We start from the raw sequence: 16,040 nt of genomic DNA, 5'->3' as shown, positions 1-16,040 counted from the left end.
ACGATGTCCTCGTGGATCGAGCTCCTGCCCGCGCTGCTCCGCGGTGCGTGGGTCACCGTCCAGATCACGGTGGTGTCCGGCGCGTGCTCGCTCGTGGCGTCGTTCCTCGTCGGCTTCGCGCGGGTGGCGCCGTGGTGGCCCGTGCGCGCGGTCGCCCGCGTCTACTGCGACCTGTTCCGCGGCACCTCGTTGCTCGTGCAGCTCTTCTACTTCTACTACGTCCTGCCCCTGGTCGTCCCCGGCCTCGGGCCGTTCACCACGGCGGTCCTCGCGCTGACCGCGAACACCGCGGCGTACGGCGCCGAGATCGTGCGCTCGCGGATCCTCGCGGTCGACCCCGGCCTGCGGGAGGCGGCCACCGCGCTCAACATGTCGCCGGCGCTGACGTTCCGCCGCATCGTCGTGCCGACGGCGCTGCTGCCGATGGTGCCGCTGTTCGGCAACCGGGCGATCATCCTCGTCAAGGAGAGCTCGCTGGTGTCGCTCATCACGGTGGCCGACCTGGCGTTCCAGGGACAGCAGCTGTTCGTGCTCACCGACGACGCCGGCCGCGTCTACGCCCTCGTCCTGCTCATGTACTTCTGCATCTGCTTCCCGCTGAGCCTCGGCGTCCGGTGGCTCGAGCGGCGCGTCGGCGTACGAGCGGCAGGGGCCTGACATGTTCGATCTCGAGTTCGCCAGGGAGAGCCTGCCGTACCTGATCCGCGGTGCGTGGGTCACGGTGTACGCCACCTGCACGGCGTTCGCGCTGGCGCTGCTCGGCGGGCTGGTGCTCGCGGCGCTGGCGAGGTCGCGGCAGGCGGTCGTCCGCGGCCTGGTGCGCGCGTACGTCGAGGTGGTGCGCAACACACCGTTCCTCATCCAGCTGTTCGTGCTCTTCTACATCCTCCCGACCTACGGCATCAAGCTGCCCGCGGTGCTGACCGGCATCATCGCGCTCGGCCTCAACTTCAGTCCGTACCTGGCAGAGGTCTACCGATCCGGCATCGATGCCGTGCCGCGCGGCCAGTGGGACGCCGCGGCCGCGTTGAACCTGCCGACGCGGGTGACGTGGCGCAGGATCACGCTCCCGTACGCCGCGCCGCCGCTGGTCCCCGAGTTCGGCAGCTACCTGATCGCCATGTTCAAGGAGAGCTCGCTGCTCGCCACGATCAGCGTCGTGGAGCTGGTCAACGCGGCACGCAACGTCGGCGGGCTCTCGTACAAGTACCTGGAACCGTTCACGCTCGTCGCGTTGATCTACCTGGTCATCTGCATCCCGGTGTCCCTGCTCGTCGGCCGGCTGGAGGCAAGGCTCGATGTCCGAACCTGACGCACCCGAGGTGCCGTCGATCCGGCTGAGCGGCGTCACGAAGTCGTTCGGCGACCTGCGCGTGCTGGACGAGATCGACCTCGCCGTCCGGCCGGGAGAACGCATCGCCGTCATCGGCCCGAGCGGGTCGGGCAAGTCGACGCTGCTGCGGCTGCTCATGACGCTGGAGGAGTGCACGGCCGGCGTGATCGAGATCGACGGCGAGCCGCTCGTGCTGTCCGACAAGCGGGCGACCCGGCGCATCCGTGGGAAGATCGGCATGGTCTTCCAGCAGTTCAACCTGTTCCCCCGGCTGACCGCCGTCGAGAACGTCGCCGAGGCGCCGACCCAGGTGCTGCGCGTGCCGCGGCGCACCGCCCTGGCGCAGGCCATGGAGCTGCTCACCCGGGTGGGACTGCGCGAACGGGCGCACGCGTACCCGCGGCAGATGTCGGGCGGGGAGCAGCAGCGCGTGGCCATCGCGCGGGCGCTCGCCATGCAGCCGCAGATCATGATGTTCGACGAGGTGACCTCGGCCCTCGACCCCGAACGAGTGGAGGAGGTGCTGCAGGTGATCAAGGAGCTCGCCGAGCACTCCGGCATGACCATGGTGCTCGTCACGCACGAGATGTCGTTCGCCTACGACATCGCCGACCGCGTCGTGTTCATGGACGCGGGCCGTATCGTCGAGGAGGGCACGCCGGACAAGGTCTTCAAGTCGCCGGACAGCGAACGGACGCGGGCGTTCCTCAGGAACGTCCTCGCCCGGTGGGGCTGGCAGGAGGCCGACACCCTGTGACCGAGGTCGAGGCGGTGGTCGCCGAGCTGCACGCCCTGAGCGAGCGGCTGGAGACGACGTTGCGGGCGGCCGTCCGCATCCCGAGCGTGAGCCCGGCGTACCCGGGTGTCGAGCGCACCGACTGGCTCGGTCGCGAGACCGAGGTCGCCGAGCTGCTCGCCGGTGTCTACGCCGAAGCCGGTGCGACGACCGAGATCGTCGAGGTCGAGCCGGGTCGCGGCAACGCCCTCGGCACGCTGCGTGGCACCGGTGGCGGGCGTTCGCTCGTCCTCAACGGGCACGTCGACGTCGTGCCGCCGGGAGACGCCGCCGGCTGGACGCACCCGCCGTTCGACGCCCACGTCGAGGGCGGACGGCTGTACGGCCGCGGCACCGCCGACATGAAGGCGGGGCTCGTGGCGCAGGCGTTCGCGGTGCTCGCGTTGCGGCGTGCCGGCATCACGCTCGCGGGTGACCTGCAGCTGCAGGCCGTGGTCGGCGAGGAGACCGGCGAGCACGACGCGGGCATCAGGGCTGCGATCGGGCGCGGCTTCGCGGCCGACCTGGCGATCGTCGCGGAGCCCTCGGGCCTCGTCGACGGCACCAGGACGCTGCAGATCGCGTCGCCCGGACTGCGCCGGTTCACCGTGACCGTGCGGGGCAGGCGGGCGCACGGCTGCCTGCGTGGAGAGACCGTGCACCCCACCAACCAGGGCTCCGCGGCCGGGGTGAATGCGATCGACAAAGGGTTCTACGTCTACTCCGCGCTGCGCCAGCTCGAACAGGAGTGGGCCGAGACCAAGCGCCATCCGCTCTTCCGCAACGGGCACTTCGCCCTGTCTCCCGCGGTCGTGCGCGCGCAGGCCGACGACACCCCCGTCCCCGCGATCCTGCCCAACTGGATGTCGACGCACTACAGCGTCATCCACCATCCGGACGAGGCGCCGGAGGACGTCGAGCGCGAGATCGAGACCCACGTGGCGCGCGCGGCGCGGCTCGACCCGTGGCTGCGCGAGCACCCGCCGGAGATCGAGTGGTGGGAGTTCCGCTGGCCGCCGCTGTCGACCCCGTCCGACCACCCGGGCGTGACCTGCATGCGGGAGAGCTTCGCGCGCGCGGCGTCCGGTGACGCGCGACTGGAGCTCGCGGCGAGCCAGGGGGTCTCCGACGCGGCCCACCTGCAGGCGGCGGGCACGCCGGCCGTCGTGTTCGGGCCCGGCGCGCTCGCCGCGGCCCATGCCGACGACGAGTCGGTGGCGCTCGACGAGGTCCATCTCGCCGCCCGCACGTACGCGCTCGCCGTGCTGGACTGGTGCGGTGTGGCGTGACAGAACCGACGGAGTGCACAGCGAAGGAGACAGCGTGACGATCGACGTCGATGCGACGAGCCTGCGACCCCTGGACCAGCGACGGTCGCTGTATCCGGCGCTCGGTGACGGTCATGCGTACTTCGACGGTCCCGGGGGCAGCCAGGCGCCGCTCCCGGTGATCCACGCGGTCGATCGCGCGATGCACGAGGCCATGTCGAACGAGCACGGGGCGTTCGCGGCGAGTCGACGCTCCGACGCCACGGTCGAGGCCGCCAGGCGCGCGGTCGCGGACCTCGTCGGCGCCGATCCTGCCGGTGTCGTCCTCGGGTCGAGCATGACGGCGCTGACGTTCCGGCTCGCCGACGCGTTCGCGCAGTCCTGGCAGCCCGGCGACGAGATCGTCGTGAGCAGGCTCGACCACGACGCCAACGTCCGGCCGTGGGTGATCCACGCCGAGCGCGCCGGTGCGACCGTACGTTGGGCCGACGTCGACCCGGTCACCTGCGAGCTCCCGGTCGAGCAGTACGACGACCTGATCGGCGAGCGCACGAGGCTCGTCGCGGTGACCGCCGCGTCCAACGCGGTCGGCACGCGTCCCGACGTGCGCGGCGTCGCCGACCGCGCGCACGCCGCCGGTGCGGTCGTCTACGTCGACGGCGTCCACGCGACACCGCACGGCCCGGTCGACATGGCCGAGCTGGGCGCCGACCTGTACGCGTGCTCGTCGTACAAGTTCTTCGGGCCGCACCTCGGGTGCGTCGCGGCCGATCCCGCCGTGCTGGAGGCTCTGCGGCCGGCGAAGCTCGTGCCCGCCTCCGACGACGTGCCCGCGCGCTTCGAGTGGGGCACGCCGCCGTTCGAGCTGTACGCCGGGCTCGACGCGGCGGTCGACCACCTCGCCGACCTGACCGCCGCGCGGGGCACGCGTCGTGCCCGCCTGCTCGTGGCGGCGCACGCGATCGAGGCGTACTGCGGCGAGCTCTTCGCCACCCTGCTCGAGGGCTTGCGGTCGATGCCCGGCGTCACCGTGTACGGCGCGGCCGCCAGGCGCACGCCGACGCTCGCGTTCCGCATCGACGGCTGGACGGCGCGCCCGGTCGCCGAGGCCCTCGCCGACGAGCGGATCTGTGTCTGGAGCGGCAACTACTACGCGTACGAGCTGATGCGCCTCCTCGACCTCGACGACACCGGCGGCGCGGTGCGCATCGGCCTACTGCACTACAACACGGCAGCGGAGGTCGACCGCGCTCTCACCGCGATCGAGCAGCTGACGACGCGTTCGCCCGCATGACGCCGACCGGTGACCCGGTGCTGCTCGTCACGGGAGCGAGCAGCGGGATCGGCGCGGCGACGGTGCGCCGTGCGGCGGCGGCCGGTTACCGCGTCGTCGCCGCGGCCCGGTCGTCCGAACGGTTGGCGGAGCTGCGTGACGAGCTCGGCGGTCCTGAGCGCGTGCTCGCCGTGACCTGCGACGTCGCGGAGTGGGACGACCAGCGGCGGATGGTCGACGAAGCGCTGGCGGCGTTCGGGCGTATCGACGTGGCCGTCGCGAACGCCGGCGTCACGGTGACCCCCGGCTTCCGCGCCGACACCGCGGACCGCTGGCGCACGATGGTGCTGACCAACGTCTACGGCACCGCGCTGACGATCAGGGCGACCCTCGACGCGCTCGAGGCGTCGCGCGGCCACCTCGTCCTCACCAGCTCGGCCGCGGGCCGCCGCGCGCTGGCGGGCAGCCTGTACGGCGCCACCAAGTGCGCCGTCACCGGCATGGGCGAGGCGGCGCGGCTGGAGCTGAACGGCACCGGTGTCCGCGTCACCGTGATCGAGCCCGGCCTGGTCGACACGCCGCTGCTCGGCGAGCCGGCGGCCGGCCGCCTCGCTCCCGACGCCGTCGCGTCCGCCGTGCTGTACGCCGTGTCGCAGCCGCCGGATGTGGACGTCAACGAGATCTTCCTCCGCCCCACGGCCCAGGACACCTGACCGCTCCGTGGGTCGACTTCCGCAACGTTGTCAATCAGTGCCAGGCGTGGCTATGGCGACGCCTGACACTGAATCGTCACTAGGCTCGCGCCCGCACTGTTTGATCACGTGCACGTGATCAACGTGGACTTCACCTCGTGCCGGGACGAGGTGAAGTCCATGTCGGTGAGGTGAAGCTCCGCCGATGACCCTCGGAGCGCACCTGTGAACGGCACCCGACGATCGACTTACACCATCAAGAAAGGGGTGAGGCGGCGGACCCGACGCGAGCGGCCCGAGCGGCGCGGCGTCGCGCATGCAGGTTGGCCAGCAAGGTCAGGACGAACGCGCTGCCTCCGCTGACGAGCATCGCGGCGACGAGGCCGAGCGCGGACGTCGACACGAACGGCGCGACGACCGTCGGGACGTATGCGGTGGCCTCGACGCCGAAGACGCCGGCGACGGCGCCGCCGGCCGTCGCGCTGACGATCGCTGCGGCGAACACGCGCTTGTCGCCGAACATGAACGGGTACGCGGCCTCGACGAACGTGCCGAAGCCGAAGTTCACCAGTGCGCCGGACGCCGCGAGCGGGCGTTCGCCCTTGTCGCGGGGCGCGAGGGTGTTGGCCAGGGTGATGCCGAACGAGACCATGACCAGGCCCACCATGTCGATGCCGCCGAAGAAGCTGTGGCCCTTCTGCGACATCTCCAGCAGCACCAGCGGCAGCACCACCGAGTGGTAGATGCCGGCGATGATCGCCGGCCACATCACCAGGCCCGCGACGGCGCCCGCGAGGAGCGGGTTGAAGTCGACGAGCGCCTCGATGCCGGCCTTGATGCCGCGTCCCGCGGCGCTGGTGACGGGCGCGAGCGCGAAGTGGACGAGCAGGCCGGCCGCGAGTCCGGACAGGCCGCCGGACACGATGTTCGCCGTCGTGGCCGGGAAGCGCCAGCGGACCGTCGCCGTCAGCAGGTAGTGCGCCAGGGCGCCGGCGAGGATGCCGCCGACGAGGCCGCCGAGGATGCCGCCGGATACGGAGAGCAGGCCCGCGACGATGCCCGCGATCACGCCGACCTCGCCGAGGCCGGACACCCGGCGCGCCGCCATCGCCGCGACGACGACGGGGATGCCGGCGATCAGCAGCTCGAAGACCTTGGTGAGCACGTCGAGCCCGGGGATCTTGCTGAGCGCGAGGGTCAGCGCCATCGCGATGAACGCGGGCAGGCAGCTCACCATGATCCCGCGGATGCTCACCCGCCGCCACGGGTCGCGCCAGTCGCCCCCGTGCCGCGCGTCGGTCCCGCCGATGATCGGGCGGTACGGCAGGTCCCAGTGCCTGGCCAGGCCGGCGGCGTACGACACCGCGCGCGTCCTGCTCGTCGTACCCGTGGTGCCGGACGCCGCGACGAGGTCGAGGCCGGAGGCCTGGGCGCGGGCGAGTGACGTGCCGCCGGTGCCCGCGGCGGGGAGGCCGGCCTCGACCGCTGCCGCGACGACCGCGCTGTTGGTGTCATCGGGGTCGGCGCTGACGAGCACGAGCCCGTGCAGCTCGCCGGCGCGTACCGCCGCCGCGAGATCCTGGTCGGCCGAGCGTGCGGCGTCGTTGACCGTCGCGAGGTCGCCCTCGTGGGTCGGCGCCGGCACACCCGACACGAGCTGCCACAGGGCGGCGGACGTGTCGTCGCGCGCGGTGTCCATCGACCCGGACGCCGCGACGAACTGCACGGCCGCGAGCTCGATGCCCGCGGCGTCGAGCTGCCGACGTATCTCCTCCAGCAGCGCGGCCGGGTCGTCGCCCCCATGGCTGCGCAGGTTGCCGCCGCTGCTCCCGACGACCGCTACCCGGTACGTCCGCTGGTCCTGGTGTTCGGTGGGGTGAGTCACGGAGAGGACGCTATCGGTCCCGTCCGTGCGCGACGGAAGGTGCGCTCAGGGGAGCCGGAGGCTCTCCGGAGGGCCGAGGTAGCTGGTGCGCAGGCCACCGGTGTCGACGACGAGCCGCTGCAGGACGACGGTCGGGTCGACCATCCAGAACGTCAGCCGGTGGACGCCGGGCTCGGCGATCGTGTGCGTCGTGCTCGTCCTGTTGACGTTGTCGGAGGTGTTGCGCTCCCACTGCCGGTTCATCGCGGTGTCGTCCGAGCCGGTCGCCGCCACGATGTCGACCACCTGTGGCTGCGCGTCGTCGAACGACACGGCGTAGCGCAGCCCGTCGGTGTAGAGCACGTTGTTCCTCGGCGAGAGGTACGCCCAGACGGTTACCTCACCGGTCGTGAACAGCGTCGTCGTGAAATCCAGTCGCGGGCCGTCGCCGCCGGGCGTGCGGCTCGCGGCGGTGACCGGGAACGGCTCCATGCCCGAGCCGGTCCTGCCGATGTCCGGGATGCGCGTCCACGTGACGCCACCGGCGTCCACGGCGTGGGTGTGGTTCTCGGCGTCGATCGAGACGTACCCGTCGGCCTCGACGAAGCCGCGTGGACGCCGCAGGCTCGGGCGGTCGACGACCGCGGTCACCTCCACCGTGCCACCTCCCGGACCGTGCACCGTGATCGGCACCTCGGTACGTCCCTTCGGCGCACGCGACCAGTCGACGCGCACGACGGCGCGCCGCTGCCGGTGCACCCGGCCGCGCGCGGGCGTGACCGTCAGCCACCGTTCCGCCGACTCGATCCGGTAGTCGAACGCGACGGAGCCGCGGTTGAACACCTCGACGTACGGCAGCGGGCCGTTGCGGTACGGGCTGAGCACCGGCAGGACGGCCGGCTGCTCCTCCGCCGGCCACCATGCCGCCGAGCCCTCGACGGCGACGCCGAGCTCGGCCCGACGGGGGAGCCGGATCCTGCGCACCGCGGGGAAGATCTCGTCCGGCAGGGCCTCGTCGTTCAGCTCGGGCTGCTGCCACGGCGCGTTGGGGCCGTACCGTTCGACGTCCCCGTATCCGATCTTCGGCTGCGTCTGGAAGCCCTTCCATTTGCCGCCCGCGAGCCGTTCGTCGTAGTACGCCGACATCGCCTGGTCGTCGTCGAACCGTGCCTCGGCGACGGCCGCGTGGTGGTTGGTGGCAGCACGGCGCTGCGCCGCGTAGTGCAGATTGGTGAACTCGGCGAGGCGCAGGTCGTACAGGTTCGCGGTGGCCTGCACCTGGTAGCTCACCAGCTGGTAGTACGCGTCCTGCAGCTCGGCGGGCAGCGCTCGCCCGATCCGTCGCGCGCGCTCCGCCAGCCGTCGCCACTCCTGCGTCACCGACTCGATCTCGTGGTACGACACCAGGCTGTACGGAGTCGCCTCGTCGTCGTACACCACCGCAGAGGAGTCCGTGGCGAGGTCCTTGTCAGGATCGAGGCTGATCCTGCGGTTCAGCAGCTCCGGCTTGCGCCGGGCCTGGAGCTGCGCGTACGTGTGCAGCACCTCGGCGATCTCGGCGGCGTGCTCGTGGCCGAAGTTCTCCGCCGCGTACCCGTGCTCCCACTCGCCGAGTCGTTCGACGGGCCAGCGCTCAGGCTCCCAGGCGTAGTCGAGGAAGAACTGCAGCGGCAGCTCGTTGTTCTTCAGGTCGCCGACGTTGACGACCCACAGCCGGTCGACGCCGTACTCGTACGCCTGGTGCAGCTGGTCCCAGATGTTCGGCAGCAGGTTGGTGTCGACCCACTTGTAGTTGCGCCCGCCGCCGACGTAGTCGAAGTGGTAGTAGATGCCGTAGCCGCCCGCGCGCTCTGGCAGGCTCTGGTCGGGGAGCTTGCGCATGTTCCCCCAGTTGTCGTCGCAGAAGACGACCGTGACGTCGTCGGGTGCCCGCAGTCCCTTGTCCCAGTAGCGCTGCACCTCCTTGTAGAGGGTCCACACCTGCGGCACCTCGGTGACGTCCCCTCCGGAGACGTCACCGAGGATGCTGCGCTCGCTCGCGAGGATCTCGCGCATCAGGTCGATGCCGTCGCCGTCGGGCAGGCTGACGTCGCCGTTGCCGCGCATGCCGAGGGTGACCACGCCCTCGAAGTCGTCGCGCACCATGCGCTCGATGCCGTCGGTCCAGTACGCCTCGATCGCCTCGCGGTTCCGGCGGAAGCTCCACTCGCCGGTGCCGCCGTACGGGTCGCTGCCGGGTTCGGTGATGTTGCCCTCCTCGTCCCGCACGGCAGGGACGGCGTGCCGGTTCCACTCCTCGATCCCGCGCATCATCGGCGCCTCGTGCGACGTACCCATCACCACGCCGTACCTCGTCGCGGTCGCGTGGTTCTCCGGGTCGTCCTCGGCGAACGCCCGGCCCCACACGGCGGGCCACAGGTAGTTGGCGCGCAGCCGGAGCATCGTCTCGAAGACCCGCGCGAAGAACCTGCTGTTGAACCCGTTCGGGTGGTCGGGTGCGAGTCCCGGTCCGAACTGTCCTGGCACCCACCTGTCGAGCGCGGGGTTCTCGTCGTTGATGAAGAAGCCGCGGTACTTCACCGCCGGTGGTCCCAGCGTGCGACGTCCGGCCGGTACGTGCAACGCGTCGCGGTGCCGCGGCGGCACGTCGTCCCACCAGTACCAGGGCGAGACGCCGATATGCCTGGACAGCTCGTAGATCCCGTAGATGGTGCCGCGCTGGTCGCTGCCCGCGACCACGAGCGCGCGGTGCACGCCAGGCAACGGGTCCTCGACCACCTGGAGGAGCGTCGTCTCCCACTTCCCGCGGATCCCGGCGACGTCGAGCCGGCCGGAGTCGACCAGCCCGTCGACGAGCGGGCTCCTGCCGACCGTGCCGACGAGCACCACGTCGCGTCCGCGCGGTGCCGTGCCGGTGACGTCGGGGCGTACGCCGGTCACCCGCTCCACGTCGTCGCGCAGGTCGTCGACCGCGCGGACGACGCCGGGATGGTCCTGCGCACCGACCACCAGCGGCGCGGCCCGGCGTCCGGCGACGAGCGGGAAGCGGTCAGGCGCGGCGTCGCCGGACGCGAACCACCGGGCGGCGGGGGCGGCGACGGCGGCACCGAGGCCGCCCTGCAGGAACGTGCGGCGGGCAAGACCGTCCATGGCGGTCTCCTAACTGGGGAGGGCGGATCGCGGGTGGTCGGTGAGCGCGTCGCGCAGCGCGAGGTACGCCGGCTTGCGCCGGTAGTCCGCGTCGAACGGTGTCGCGGCGCCCTCGCCGGGGAACGTGCCGGGCACCCAGGAGTAGCGGTCGGTGAAGCCCCACACGGTGTACGAGACGGCGCGCCGCTCGGCGAGGCACGCGCGGAGGAGCCGGTCGAAGTAGTCGGCCTGGACCGCGAGCTTCTCCTCGGTGACCGGCAGCGGCATGCGGACGTCGACCTCCGTGAGGGCGACCTCGAGACCGAGGTCGGTGAAGCGCCGGACGTTCTCGACGACCCCGGCGGGGAAGTCGTACGCGATCGACAGGTGTCCCTGGATGCCGACGCCGTGGACGGGGACACCGCGACGCCGCAGCCTCGTCACGAGCGCGTACATCGCGTCGCTCTTGGGTCCCAGCCCTTCGACGTTGTAGTCGTTGACGTAGAGCCTGGCGCGCGGGTCGGCGTGACTCGCCCAGCGGAGTGCGTCCTCGACGTACTCAGGACCGAGCGCGCGCAGCCAGATCGTGTCGCGCATCGAGCCGTCCTCCTCGAACGGCTCGTTCACGACGTCCCACGCGGTGAGCCGGCCGCGGAAGTGGCCGGCCTCCTGGTGGACGTGCCGGCGCAGGATCGAGCGGAGCTCCGCGTCGCCGAACCCGCCATCCGTCAGCCACGACGGCAGCTGGTTGTGCCACACCAGGGTGTGGCCGCGCACGACCTGCCGGTGCCGCCGAGCGAAGCGGACGAGCGCGTCCGCGGCGGCGAAGTCGAGCCGACCGCGCTCGGGCTCGACCGCCTCCCACTTCATGACGTTCTCGGCGGTGACGCTGTCGAACTCGCGGACGACGACGTCGCGGTAGCGCGCGTCGTCGACCAGTGCGGCCATGTCGACGGCCGTGCCGACGGCCAGGCCGCGGCGTGCGGCGAGGTCACGGAGTCCGCGCCGGCGTCCGCCCGCCCGCTCGTCCACCGTCGCCGTCGCCGTCGCCGGCAGCGTGCTGCCGAGCGCGGCTGTCGCCGTCAGGCCACCGGCCAGGCGGAGCAGCGCACGCCGGTCGAGTGCGGCGCTCATCGTCCTGCCGCCTCTGCCAGGATCCGGCAGAGCCGCTCGCGGCGTACGCACGCGGCGAGCGCGAACGAGCCGGCGGCCTCGTCCAACTCGTCCGTCGACGCCCCGTCGAAGCAGCGTGCGAAGTCCCGCACCAGCGGCTCGGCGAGCAGGATGTGCCGGACGAGCACGTTGAACCACTGCTGCTGCCCGAACGGGAACGGGTCGAAGTCGGGGAACTCCTTGGCGAACGTCTCCTCGACCGGACCGAGGATGTGCCGCACCCCGTCGTCCACGCTGCCCCAGGCGTCGACGCCGAGCCGGGCCTTCTTGTCCAGCACCGGCGCGATGCGGCGCAGGTACGCCGAGTCGGGTGCCGCGTGCACGAGGCCCTGGAGCCCGATGTCCTTGTAGGTCCAGATCGACCAGCTTGCGCCGTGCCGCGCGTAGATCTCCAGCTGGTCCTCGAGCAACCGGTAGCGCTGCTCGTCCCGGTCGGCGTCGCCCGTGTACACCGGGCCGAACTCGCCGATCCAGACCGGGGTGTCCGTCTCGCGCATGTACGCGGTGCGCGCGAGGAAGGTGGCCTCCACCTGGTCGCGGTCGACGTACTGGCCGCGAGAGGTGCCCGGGTACGGTCCGCCGTCGACGAAGCCGGGCAGCGCGTAGTCGTGCGCGGTGTAGACCGTGTTCGGCCACGGGTCGCCGAACATCTGGAACTCGGTCGAGTACCTGTTGCCGTCGAGGAAGAGGATGTGGTCGGGATCGATCGCGCGCACGGCGGTCACGAGCCGTTCGTAGAACGGGCCGATCACCTCGCCGGAGACGTCGGCCGGCTCGTTGACCGGGTTGTAGCCGGCCACCCAGGGGTTGTCGCGGTAGCGCGCCGCGAACGCCTCCCACAGGTGCACGACCCGGTCCTGGAAGTGCCGGTGGGTCCAGAAGAACGACCAGTGTGTGGGGTTGTCGCTGTGCCAGTGCTGGTTCTGGAAGCCGGGCAGGGCATGGAGGTCGATGATCGTGTAGACGCCCTCCGCGGCGCACGCGTCGACGACGCGGTCGAGCCGCGCGAAGCCCTCCTCCTTCAGCTCGAACGGCTCGGCGTCGTCCTCGAAGTGCCGGTAGTTCACCGGGATCCGCACGCAGTTCATGCCGAGCGACGCGAGGAACGCGGCGTCGTCGCGGGTGAAGAACGCGTCGAGCAGGCGGTCGAGGAAGTGCCGGGCGCCGTCCTCCCCGAGGACCGTGCGCAACGCCCGCCGCTGCTGCGACTCGGTGGCCGGGTAGCCGGTGATGAAGTTCTCCATGTTCATCCAGCCACCGAGGCCGACACCGCGCAGGACGACGGGCGTGCCGTCGCGGGTGACGAGGCGGGAACCGCTCGTCCGCAGCTGCACCTGGTCGTTCACGAGACCTCCACTGTCGTCGGACCGCCGAAGGCAGTTGGCACTGTCGGCGTCGGGTCGGGATGTCATCGGCTGAACCCCGCCGTCAGACCACTGATCAGCTGCCGCCTGCCGACGACGTACAGGACCAGCAACGGGATCGTGGACAGCACGACGGCGGCGAGGACGGCGGGCACGTTGATGGTGAACTCCCCCTGGAAGCTCCAGAGCGCGAGCGGGAGTACGCGGGCCTCCGCGCTCTGGGTGAGGATCAGCGGGAAGAGGAACCCGTTCCACACCTGGAGCGCGTTGTAGATCGTCACCGTGATGAGCGCGGGCCTGCTCAGCGGCGCGGCGAGTCGCCAGAGCACCTGCCACTCGGTCGCCCCGTCGATGCGCATGGAGTCGAACAGCTCGGTCGGCACGTCCCGCAGGAAGCCGGTGAGGATCAGCACGGTCAGGGGGATGCCGAACGCCGCGGACGGGAGCACGAGCGCGAGCAGGGTGTCGTACAGGTGCAGTCGGGTGATCACGAAGTAGACGGGGATGATCGTCGCCTGCGCGGGGATCGCGAGTCCCAGCAGGAAGATCTTGAACGCGGTGCGGACGAACCGGCTCGGCGACCGCACGATGGTGTGCGCGGCCATCAGCGACGTGAGCACCACGATCGCGACGGTTCCGAACGCGACGACGACGCTGTTGGCCAGGTACCTGACGAAGCCCGCGGCGAGCACGTCGCGGTAGTTGTCGAGCGTCAGGCCCTCGCCGGGCAGTAGCGGGTTGCCGCCGAGGAACCCCGCCTGGTCCTTCAGGCTGGTGACGACCAGCCAGTACACGGGGACGACGACGATGACCAGCCAGAGCAGGCCGGCGAGCCCGCCGAGCACGTTCGGCGCCGTGCGGGTGCCGCGCCCGGCGGCGACGGACGTCCGTGCCGCCTGCCCGTCACGAGGCGGGGAGTCGGGCCTGTGCGCCGTGTCGACCATCAGTCGCCCTCCAGCCTGCTGCGCATCCGGGCGAAGCCGCTGAACCTGACCAGGGCGAGAGACATGAGGACCCCGACGAGCACCAGCACGACCGCGATCGCGCTCGCGTACCCCATCTGGTACTTGGCGAACCCGGTGACGTACATGTCGAGCGGGAGGATGCGCGTGGCGTACCCCGGACCTCCGCCGGTGAGCACGAACACCAGGTCGAAGTAGGTGAGCGAGCCGACGAGCACCAGCGTGGACGAGGTCACCACCGTGTAGCGCAACTGGGGGAGCGTGACGTGACGGAACTGCGCCCACCGACCCGCGCCGTCGAGCGACGCCGCCTCGTACAGCGACGCCGGCACCTGGCGGGCGGCAGCCTGGTACAGCAGCGTGTGGAACGGGATGTGCTGCCAGCTGACGACCAGGATCACCACGTACAGCGCGAGGTCGGGGTTGCCGAGCCAGTTCTCCGAGAATGCCTCCCACCGCCTGCCCAGCGGGCCGAGCAGGCCGAAGTTGGGGTCGAGGACGTTCTTCCAGGTGATCGCGATCGCCGCGGACGACAGCAGCAGCGGCAGGAAGTAGAGCGTGCCGAAGACCGCCCGGTAGCGCTGCCGGCCGGCGAGGAACACGCCGAGCAGCAGGCTCACCGGCGTCTGCACCAGCCAGCTGAGCGCCATCACCTGGAGGCTCCGGCCGATCGCCTGGTGGGTGACGGAGTCCTGCGCGAACCGCGTCCAGTTGCCGAAGCCGATCAGGCGCGGCGTGTTCAGACCGTCCCAGGAGAAGAAGCTGAGCACCGCCACGATCGCCATGGGTGCGAGAGCGAAGACCGCGAAGAAGCCGAGGGCGGGCAGGACGAGGACCGGGCTGGGCCCGGCCCTCGTCGCGCCGCCCGTGCTCATGCCAGCGTCTTGTTCATGTTGGCCGAGAACTGCCGCGGCGTGATCTTCTTCAGGAAGAGCTGGTCGAGGTTGGTGAGCAGCGCCTCGGCCTGCTCGGGCGGCAGCGCCTGGTCCCACGACATCTGGAAGCTCGGCGCGGACTCCGTCGTGTCGTACACGTAGTTCAGCCACTCGCCGTTGTCGGCGTCGGCGAACCTCTCGTCGATGCCCGTCACCAGCGGCACCTGGCCGACACCGATCAGCGCGTCGATGTACGTGTCGTCCATGGTGCCGTTGCGCAGGTAGTCGACCGCAGCCTCCTTGTGGGTGGACTTCTGCGAGACCGAGTAGAAGTTCGCCGGGTTGCCGACGATGTTCGCGGGGTCACCCTTGCCACCGGGCACCGTCGGGAACGACGCCCAGCCGAGCTTTCCCTTCTTGATGAAGTCGGGCTGCGCGTCGAGGATGCTGCCGAACTCCCAGGTGCCCATGACCTCCATCGCGGCCTTGCCGGTGTAGAGGAGGGCACTCTGCTGGCCGATGTCGTAGTCGACCGACGCGAAGCCCTTGCCGAACGCACCCTGGTCGACGAGCTCCTGGATCATCGTGTTCGCCTTCAGGAACGCGGGATGCGACCAGGCGTCGGGCTTGCCGGCGAGCACGTCCTCGAAGACCTGCGGGCCGCCGATGCGGTCGACGAGGTACTCCTCGTACATCAGGTTGGGCCACTTGCTGGCGCCGCCGAGCGCGACCGGCTGCACGCCTGCCTGCTTGAACTTCTTCACCAGGGCGAGGAACTCGGGCCACGTCTTCGGCGGCTGTGCGTCGTGCTCGCGGAAGACGTCCTTGTTGTAGAACATGACGACCGGCTGCACGCCGTTCATCGGCACGCCGTAGACCTTGTCGTCGAACGTGACGGCGTCCATGACGTTGGGGAAGAACCGCTGCTGCCAGTCGTCGGTCTTCATCTCCGCGGACAGGTCGTGCACGTCACCGGCCTGCACGTACGAGTCGAGGATGCCGCCGCCCCAGCCGAAGAAGACGTCGGGCGGCCGGTCCGCCCCCATCGCTACCCGGAGCTTCTGCTTGAACGGGTCGTTCTGGAACAGCTGCATCCGCAGCTGCGCGCCGTCGTTCGCCTTGTTGTAGCGCGTGACGGACTGCTTGTAGATGGCGTCGGCCGCGCCGGAGACGGCCCAGACGAGCGGGGCGTCGGAGTCACCTCCCGCACCGCCCCGGCTGGGTCCTGTCGACCCGCAGGCGACGAGTCCGGCGACGGCGAGGAGCCCGATCGCGGCTGCCCATGGTCTCTTTCTCATCGAGGTGATCCGCATTGGCGATCAGCCTTCTCTC

The 16,040-nt window shown here is 70.9% G+C and carries 13 protein-coding genes; 6 read left to right on the top strand and 7 right to left on the bottom strand.

The features are described 5' to 3' along the window. Positions 1-3: 3 nt before the first annotated feature. The 6 genes from ehuC to GEV10_12110 are packed head-to-tail and all read left to right on the top strand — an operon-like array spanning position 4 to position 5,362. Entirely contained in the window at positions 4-657 is a 654-nt protein-coding gene (ehuC, locus tag GEV10_12135; protein ID MQA79204.1) for an ectoine/hydroxyectoine ABC transporter permease subunit EhuC, read from the top strand. Position 658: 1 nt separating this feature from the next. Continuing rightward, a complete protein-coding gene (gene ehuD / locus GEV10_12130) occupies positions 659-1,312 on the top strand; it encodes an ectoine/hydroxyectoine ABC transporter permease subunit EhuD (GenBank protein MQA79203.1) in 654 nt (217 codons plus the stop codon). Next, the gene (locus GEV10_12125; GenBank protein MQA79202.1) at positions 1,299-2,090 is read left to right on the top strand and encodes an ATP-binding cassette domain-containing protein; all 792 of its coding nucleotides are present in this window, start codon (positions 1,299-1,301) and stop codon (positions 2,088-2,090) included. The genes ehuD and GEV10_12125 overlap by 14 nt, the downstream gene beginning before the upstream one ends. Further along, a complete protein-coding gene (locus GEV10_12120) occupies positions 2,060-3,397 on the top strand; it encodes an ArgE/DapE family deacylase (protein ID MQA79201.1) in 1,338 nt (445 codons plus the stop codon). The genes GEV10_12125 and GEV10_12120 overlap by 31 nt, the downstream gene beginning before the upstream one ends. Continuing rightward, positions 3,306-4,670 carry a cysteine desulfurase-like protein gene (locus tag GEV10_12115; GenBank protein ID MQA79200.1) on the top strand — a complete coding sequence of 455 codons (1,365 nt, stop codon included), beginning with the start codon at positions 3,306-3,308 and terminating at the stop codon, positions 4,668-4,670. The genes GEV10_12120 and GEV10_12115 overlap by 92 nt, the downstream gene beginning before the upstream one ends. Then, entirely contained in the window at positions 4,667-5,362 is a 696-nt protein-coding gene (locus GEV10_12110) for an SDR family NAD(P)-dependent oxidoreductase (protein ID MQA79199.1), read from the top strand. Before GEV10_12115 ends, GEV10_12110 begins: the two co-directional genes overlap by 4 nt. Positions 5,363-5,597: 235 nt before the next feature. On the opposite strand, the gene GEV10_12105 is transcribed toward GEV10_12110, so the two are convergent. From GEV10_12105 to GEV10_12075, 7 genes are read right to left on the bottom strand one after another with little or no spacing between them, the layout of a single operon-like run. Further along, on the bottom strand, positions 5,598-7,226 hold the full coding sequence (locus tag GEV10_12105; protein ID MQA79198.1) for a PTS sugar transporter: 1,629 nt from the start codon (positions 7,224-7,226) through the stop codon (positions 5,598-5,600). 45 nt (positions 7,227-7,271) lie between these two features. Further along, positions 7,272-10,355: a glycosyl hydrolase gene (locus tag GEV10_12100; protein MQA79197.1), complete on the bottom strand. Its 3,084-nt coding sequence runs from the start codon at positions 10,353-10,355 to the stop codon at positions 7,272-7,274. Positions 10,356-10,364: 9 nt separating this feature from the next. Further along, entirely contained in the window at positions 10,365-11,468 is a 1,104-nt protein-coding gene (locus tag GEV10_12095; GenBank protein MQA79196.1) for a 1,4-beta-xylanase, read from the bottom strand. Continuing rightward, positions 11,465-12,919 carry a cellulase family glycosylhydrolase gene (locus tag GEV10_12090; GenBank protein ID MQA79195.1) on the bottom strand — a complete coding sequence of 485 codons (1,455 nt, stop codon included), beginning with the start codon at positions 12,917-12,919 and terminating at the stop codon, positions 11,465-11,467. The genes GEV10_12095 and GEV10_12090 overlap by 4 nt, the downstream gene beginning before the upstream one ends. After that, entirely contained in the window at positions 12,916-13,815 is a 900-nt protein-coding gene (locus tag GEV10_12085) for an ABC transporter permease subunit (GenBank protein MQA79194.1), read from the bottom strand. Before GEV10_12085 ends, GEV10_12090 begins: the two co-directional genes overlap by 4 nt. After that, complete coding sequence (locus GEV10_12080) at positions 13,815-14,708, bottom strand: ABC transporter permease subunit (GenBank protein ID MQA79193.1); 894 nt, start codon at positions 14,706-14,708, stop codon at positions 13,815-13,817. The genes GEV10_12085 and GEV10_12080 overlap by 1 nt, the downstream gene beginning before the upstream one ends. Continuing rightward, positions 14,705-16,021, bottom strand: coding sequence for an extracellular solute-binding protein (locus GEV10_12075; GenBank protein ID MQA79192.1), 1,317 nt, complete (start codon positions 16,019-16,021; stop codon positions 14,705-14,707). Before GEV10_12075 ends, GEV10_12080 begins: the two co-directional genes overlap by 4 nt. Positions 16,022-16,040: the final 19 nt, after the last annotated feature.

It is taken from the genome of Streptosporangiales bacterium (assembly GCA_009379955.1).
Taxonomy (GTDB): Bacteria; Actinomycetota; Actinomycetes; order Streptosporangiales; family WHST01; genus WHST01.
This window is presented reverse-complemented; position numbering and strand designations above follow the sequence as displayed.

Bases quoted from the DNA above. Each gene is read 5' to 3' on its own strand.
- ehuD (MQA79203.1), top strand. From the start codon at position 659: ATGTTCGATCTCGAGTTCGCCAGGGAGAGCCTGCCGTACCTGATCCGC.
- GEV10_12125 (MQA79202.1), top strand. From the start codon at position 1,299: ATGTCCGAACCTGACGCACCCGAGGTGCCGTCGATCCGGCTGAGCGGC.
- GEV10_12075 (MQA79192.1), bottom strand. From the start codon at position 16,021: ATGCGGATCACCTCGATGAGAAAGAGACCATGGGCAGCCGCGATCGGG.
- GEV10_12090 (MQA79195.1), bottom strand. From the start codon at position 12,919: ATGACATCCCGACCCGACGCCGACAGTGCCAACTGCCTTCGGCGGTCC.
- GEV10_12080 (MQA79193.1), bottom strand. From the start codon at position 14,708: ATGAGCACGGGCGGCGCGACGAGGGCCGGGCCCAGCCCGGTCCTCGTC.
- GEV10_12115 (MQA79200.1), top strand. From the start codon at position 3,306: ATGCCGACGACGAGTCGGTGGCGCTCGACGAGGTCCATCTCGCCGCCC.
- GEV10_12095 (MQA79196.1), bottom strand. From the start codon at position 11,468: ATGAGCGCCGCACTCGACCGGCGTGCGCTGCTCCGCCTGGCCGGTGGC.
- GEV10_12100 (MQA79197.1), bottom strand. From the start codon at position 10,355: ATGGACGGTCTTGCCCGCCGCACGTTCCTGCAGGGCGGCCTCGGTGCC.
- ehuC (MQA79204.1), top strand. From the start codon at position 4: ATGTCCTCGTGGATCGAGCTCCTGCCCGCGCTGCTCCGCGGTGCGTGG.
- GEV10_12085 (MQA79194.1), bottom strand. From the start codon at position 13,815: ATGGTCGACACGGCGCACAGGCCCGACTCCCCGCCTCGTGACGGGCAG.
- GEV10_12110 (MQA79199.1), top strand. From the start codon at position 4,667: ATGACGCCGACCGGTGACCCGGTGCTGCTCGTCACGGGAGCGAGCAGC.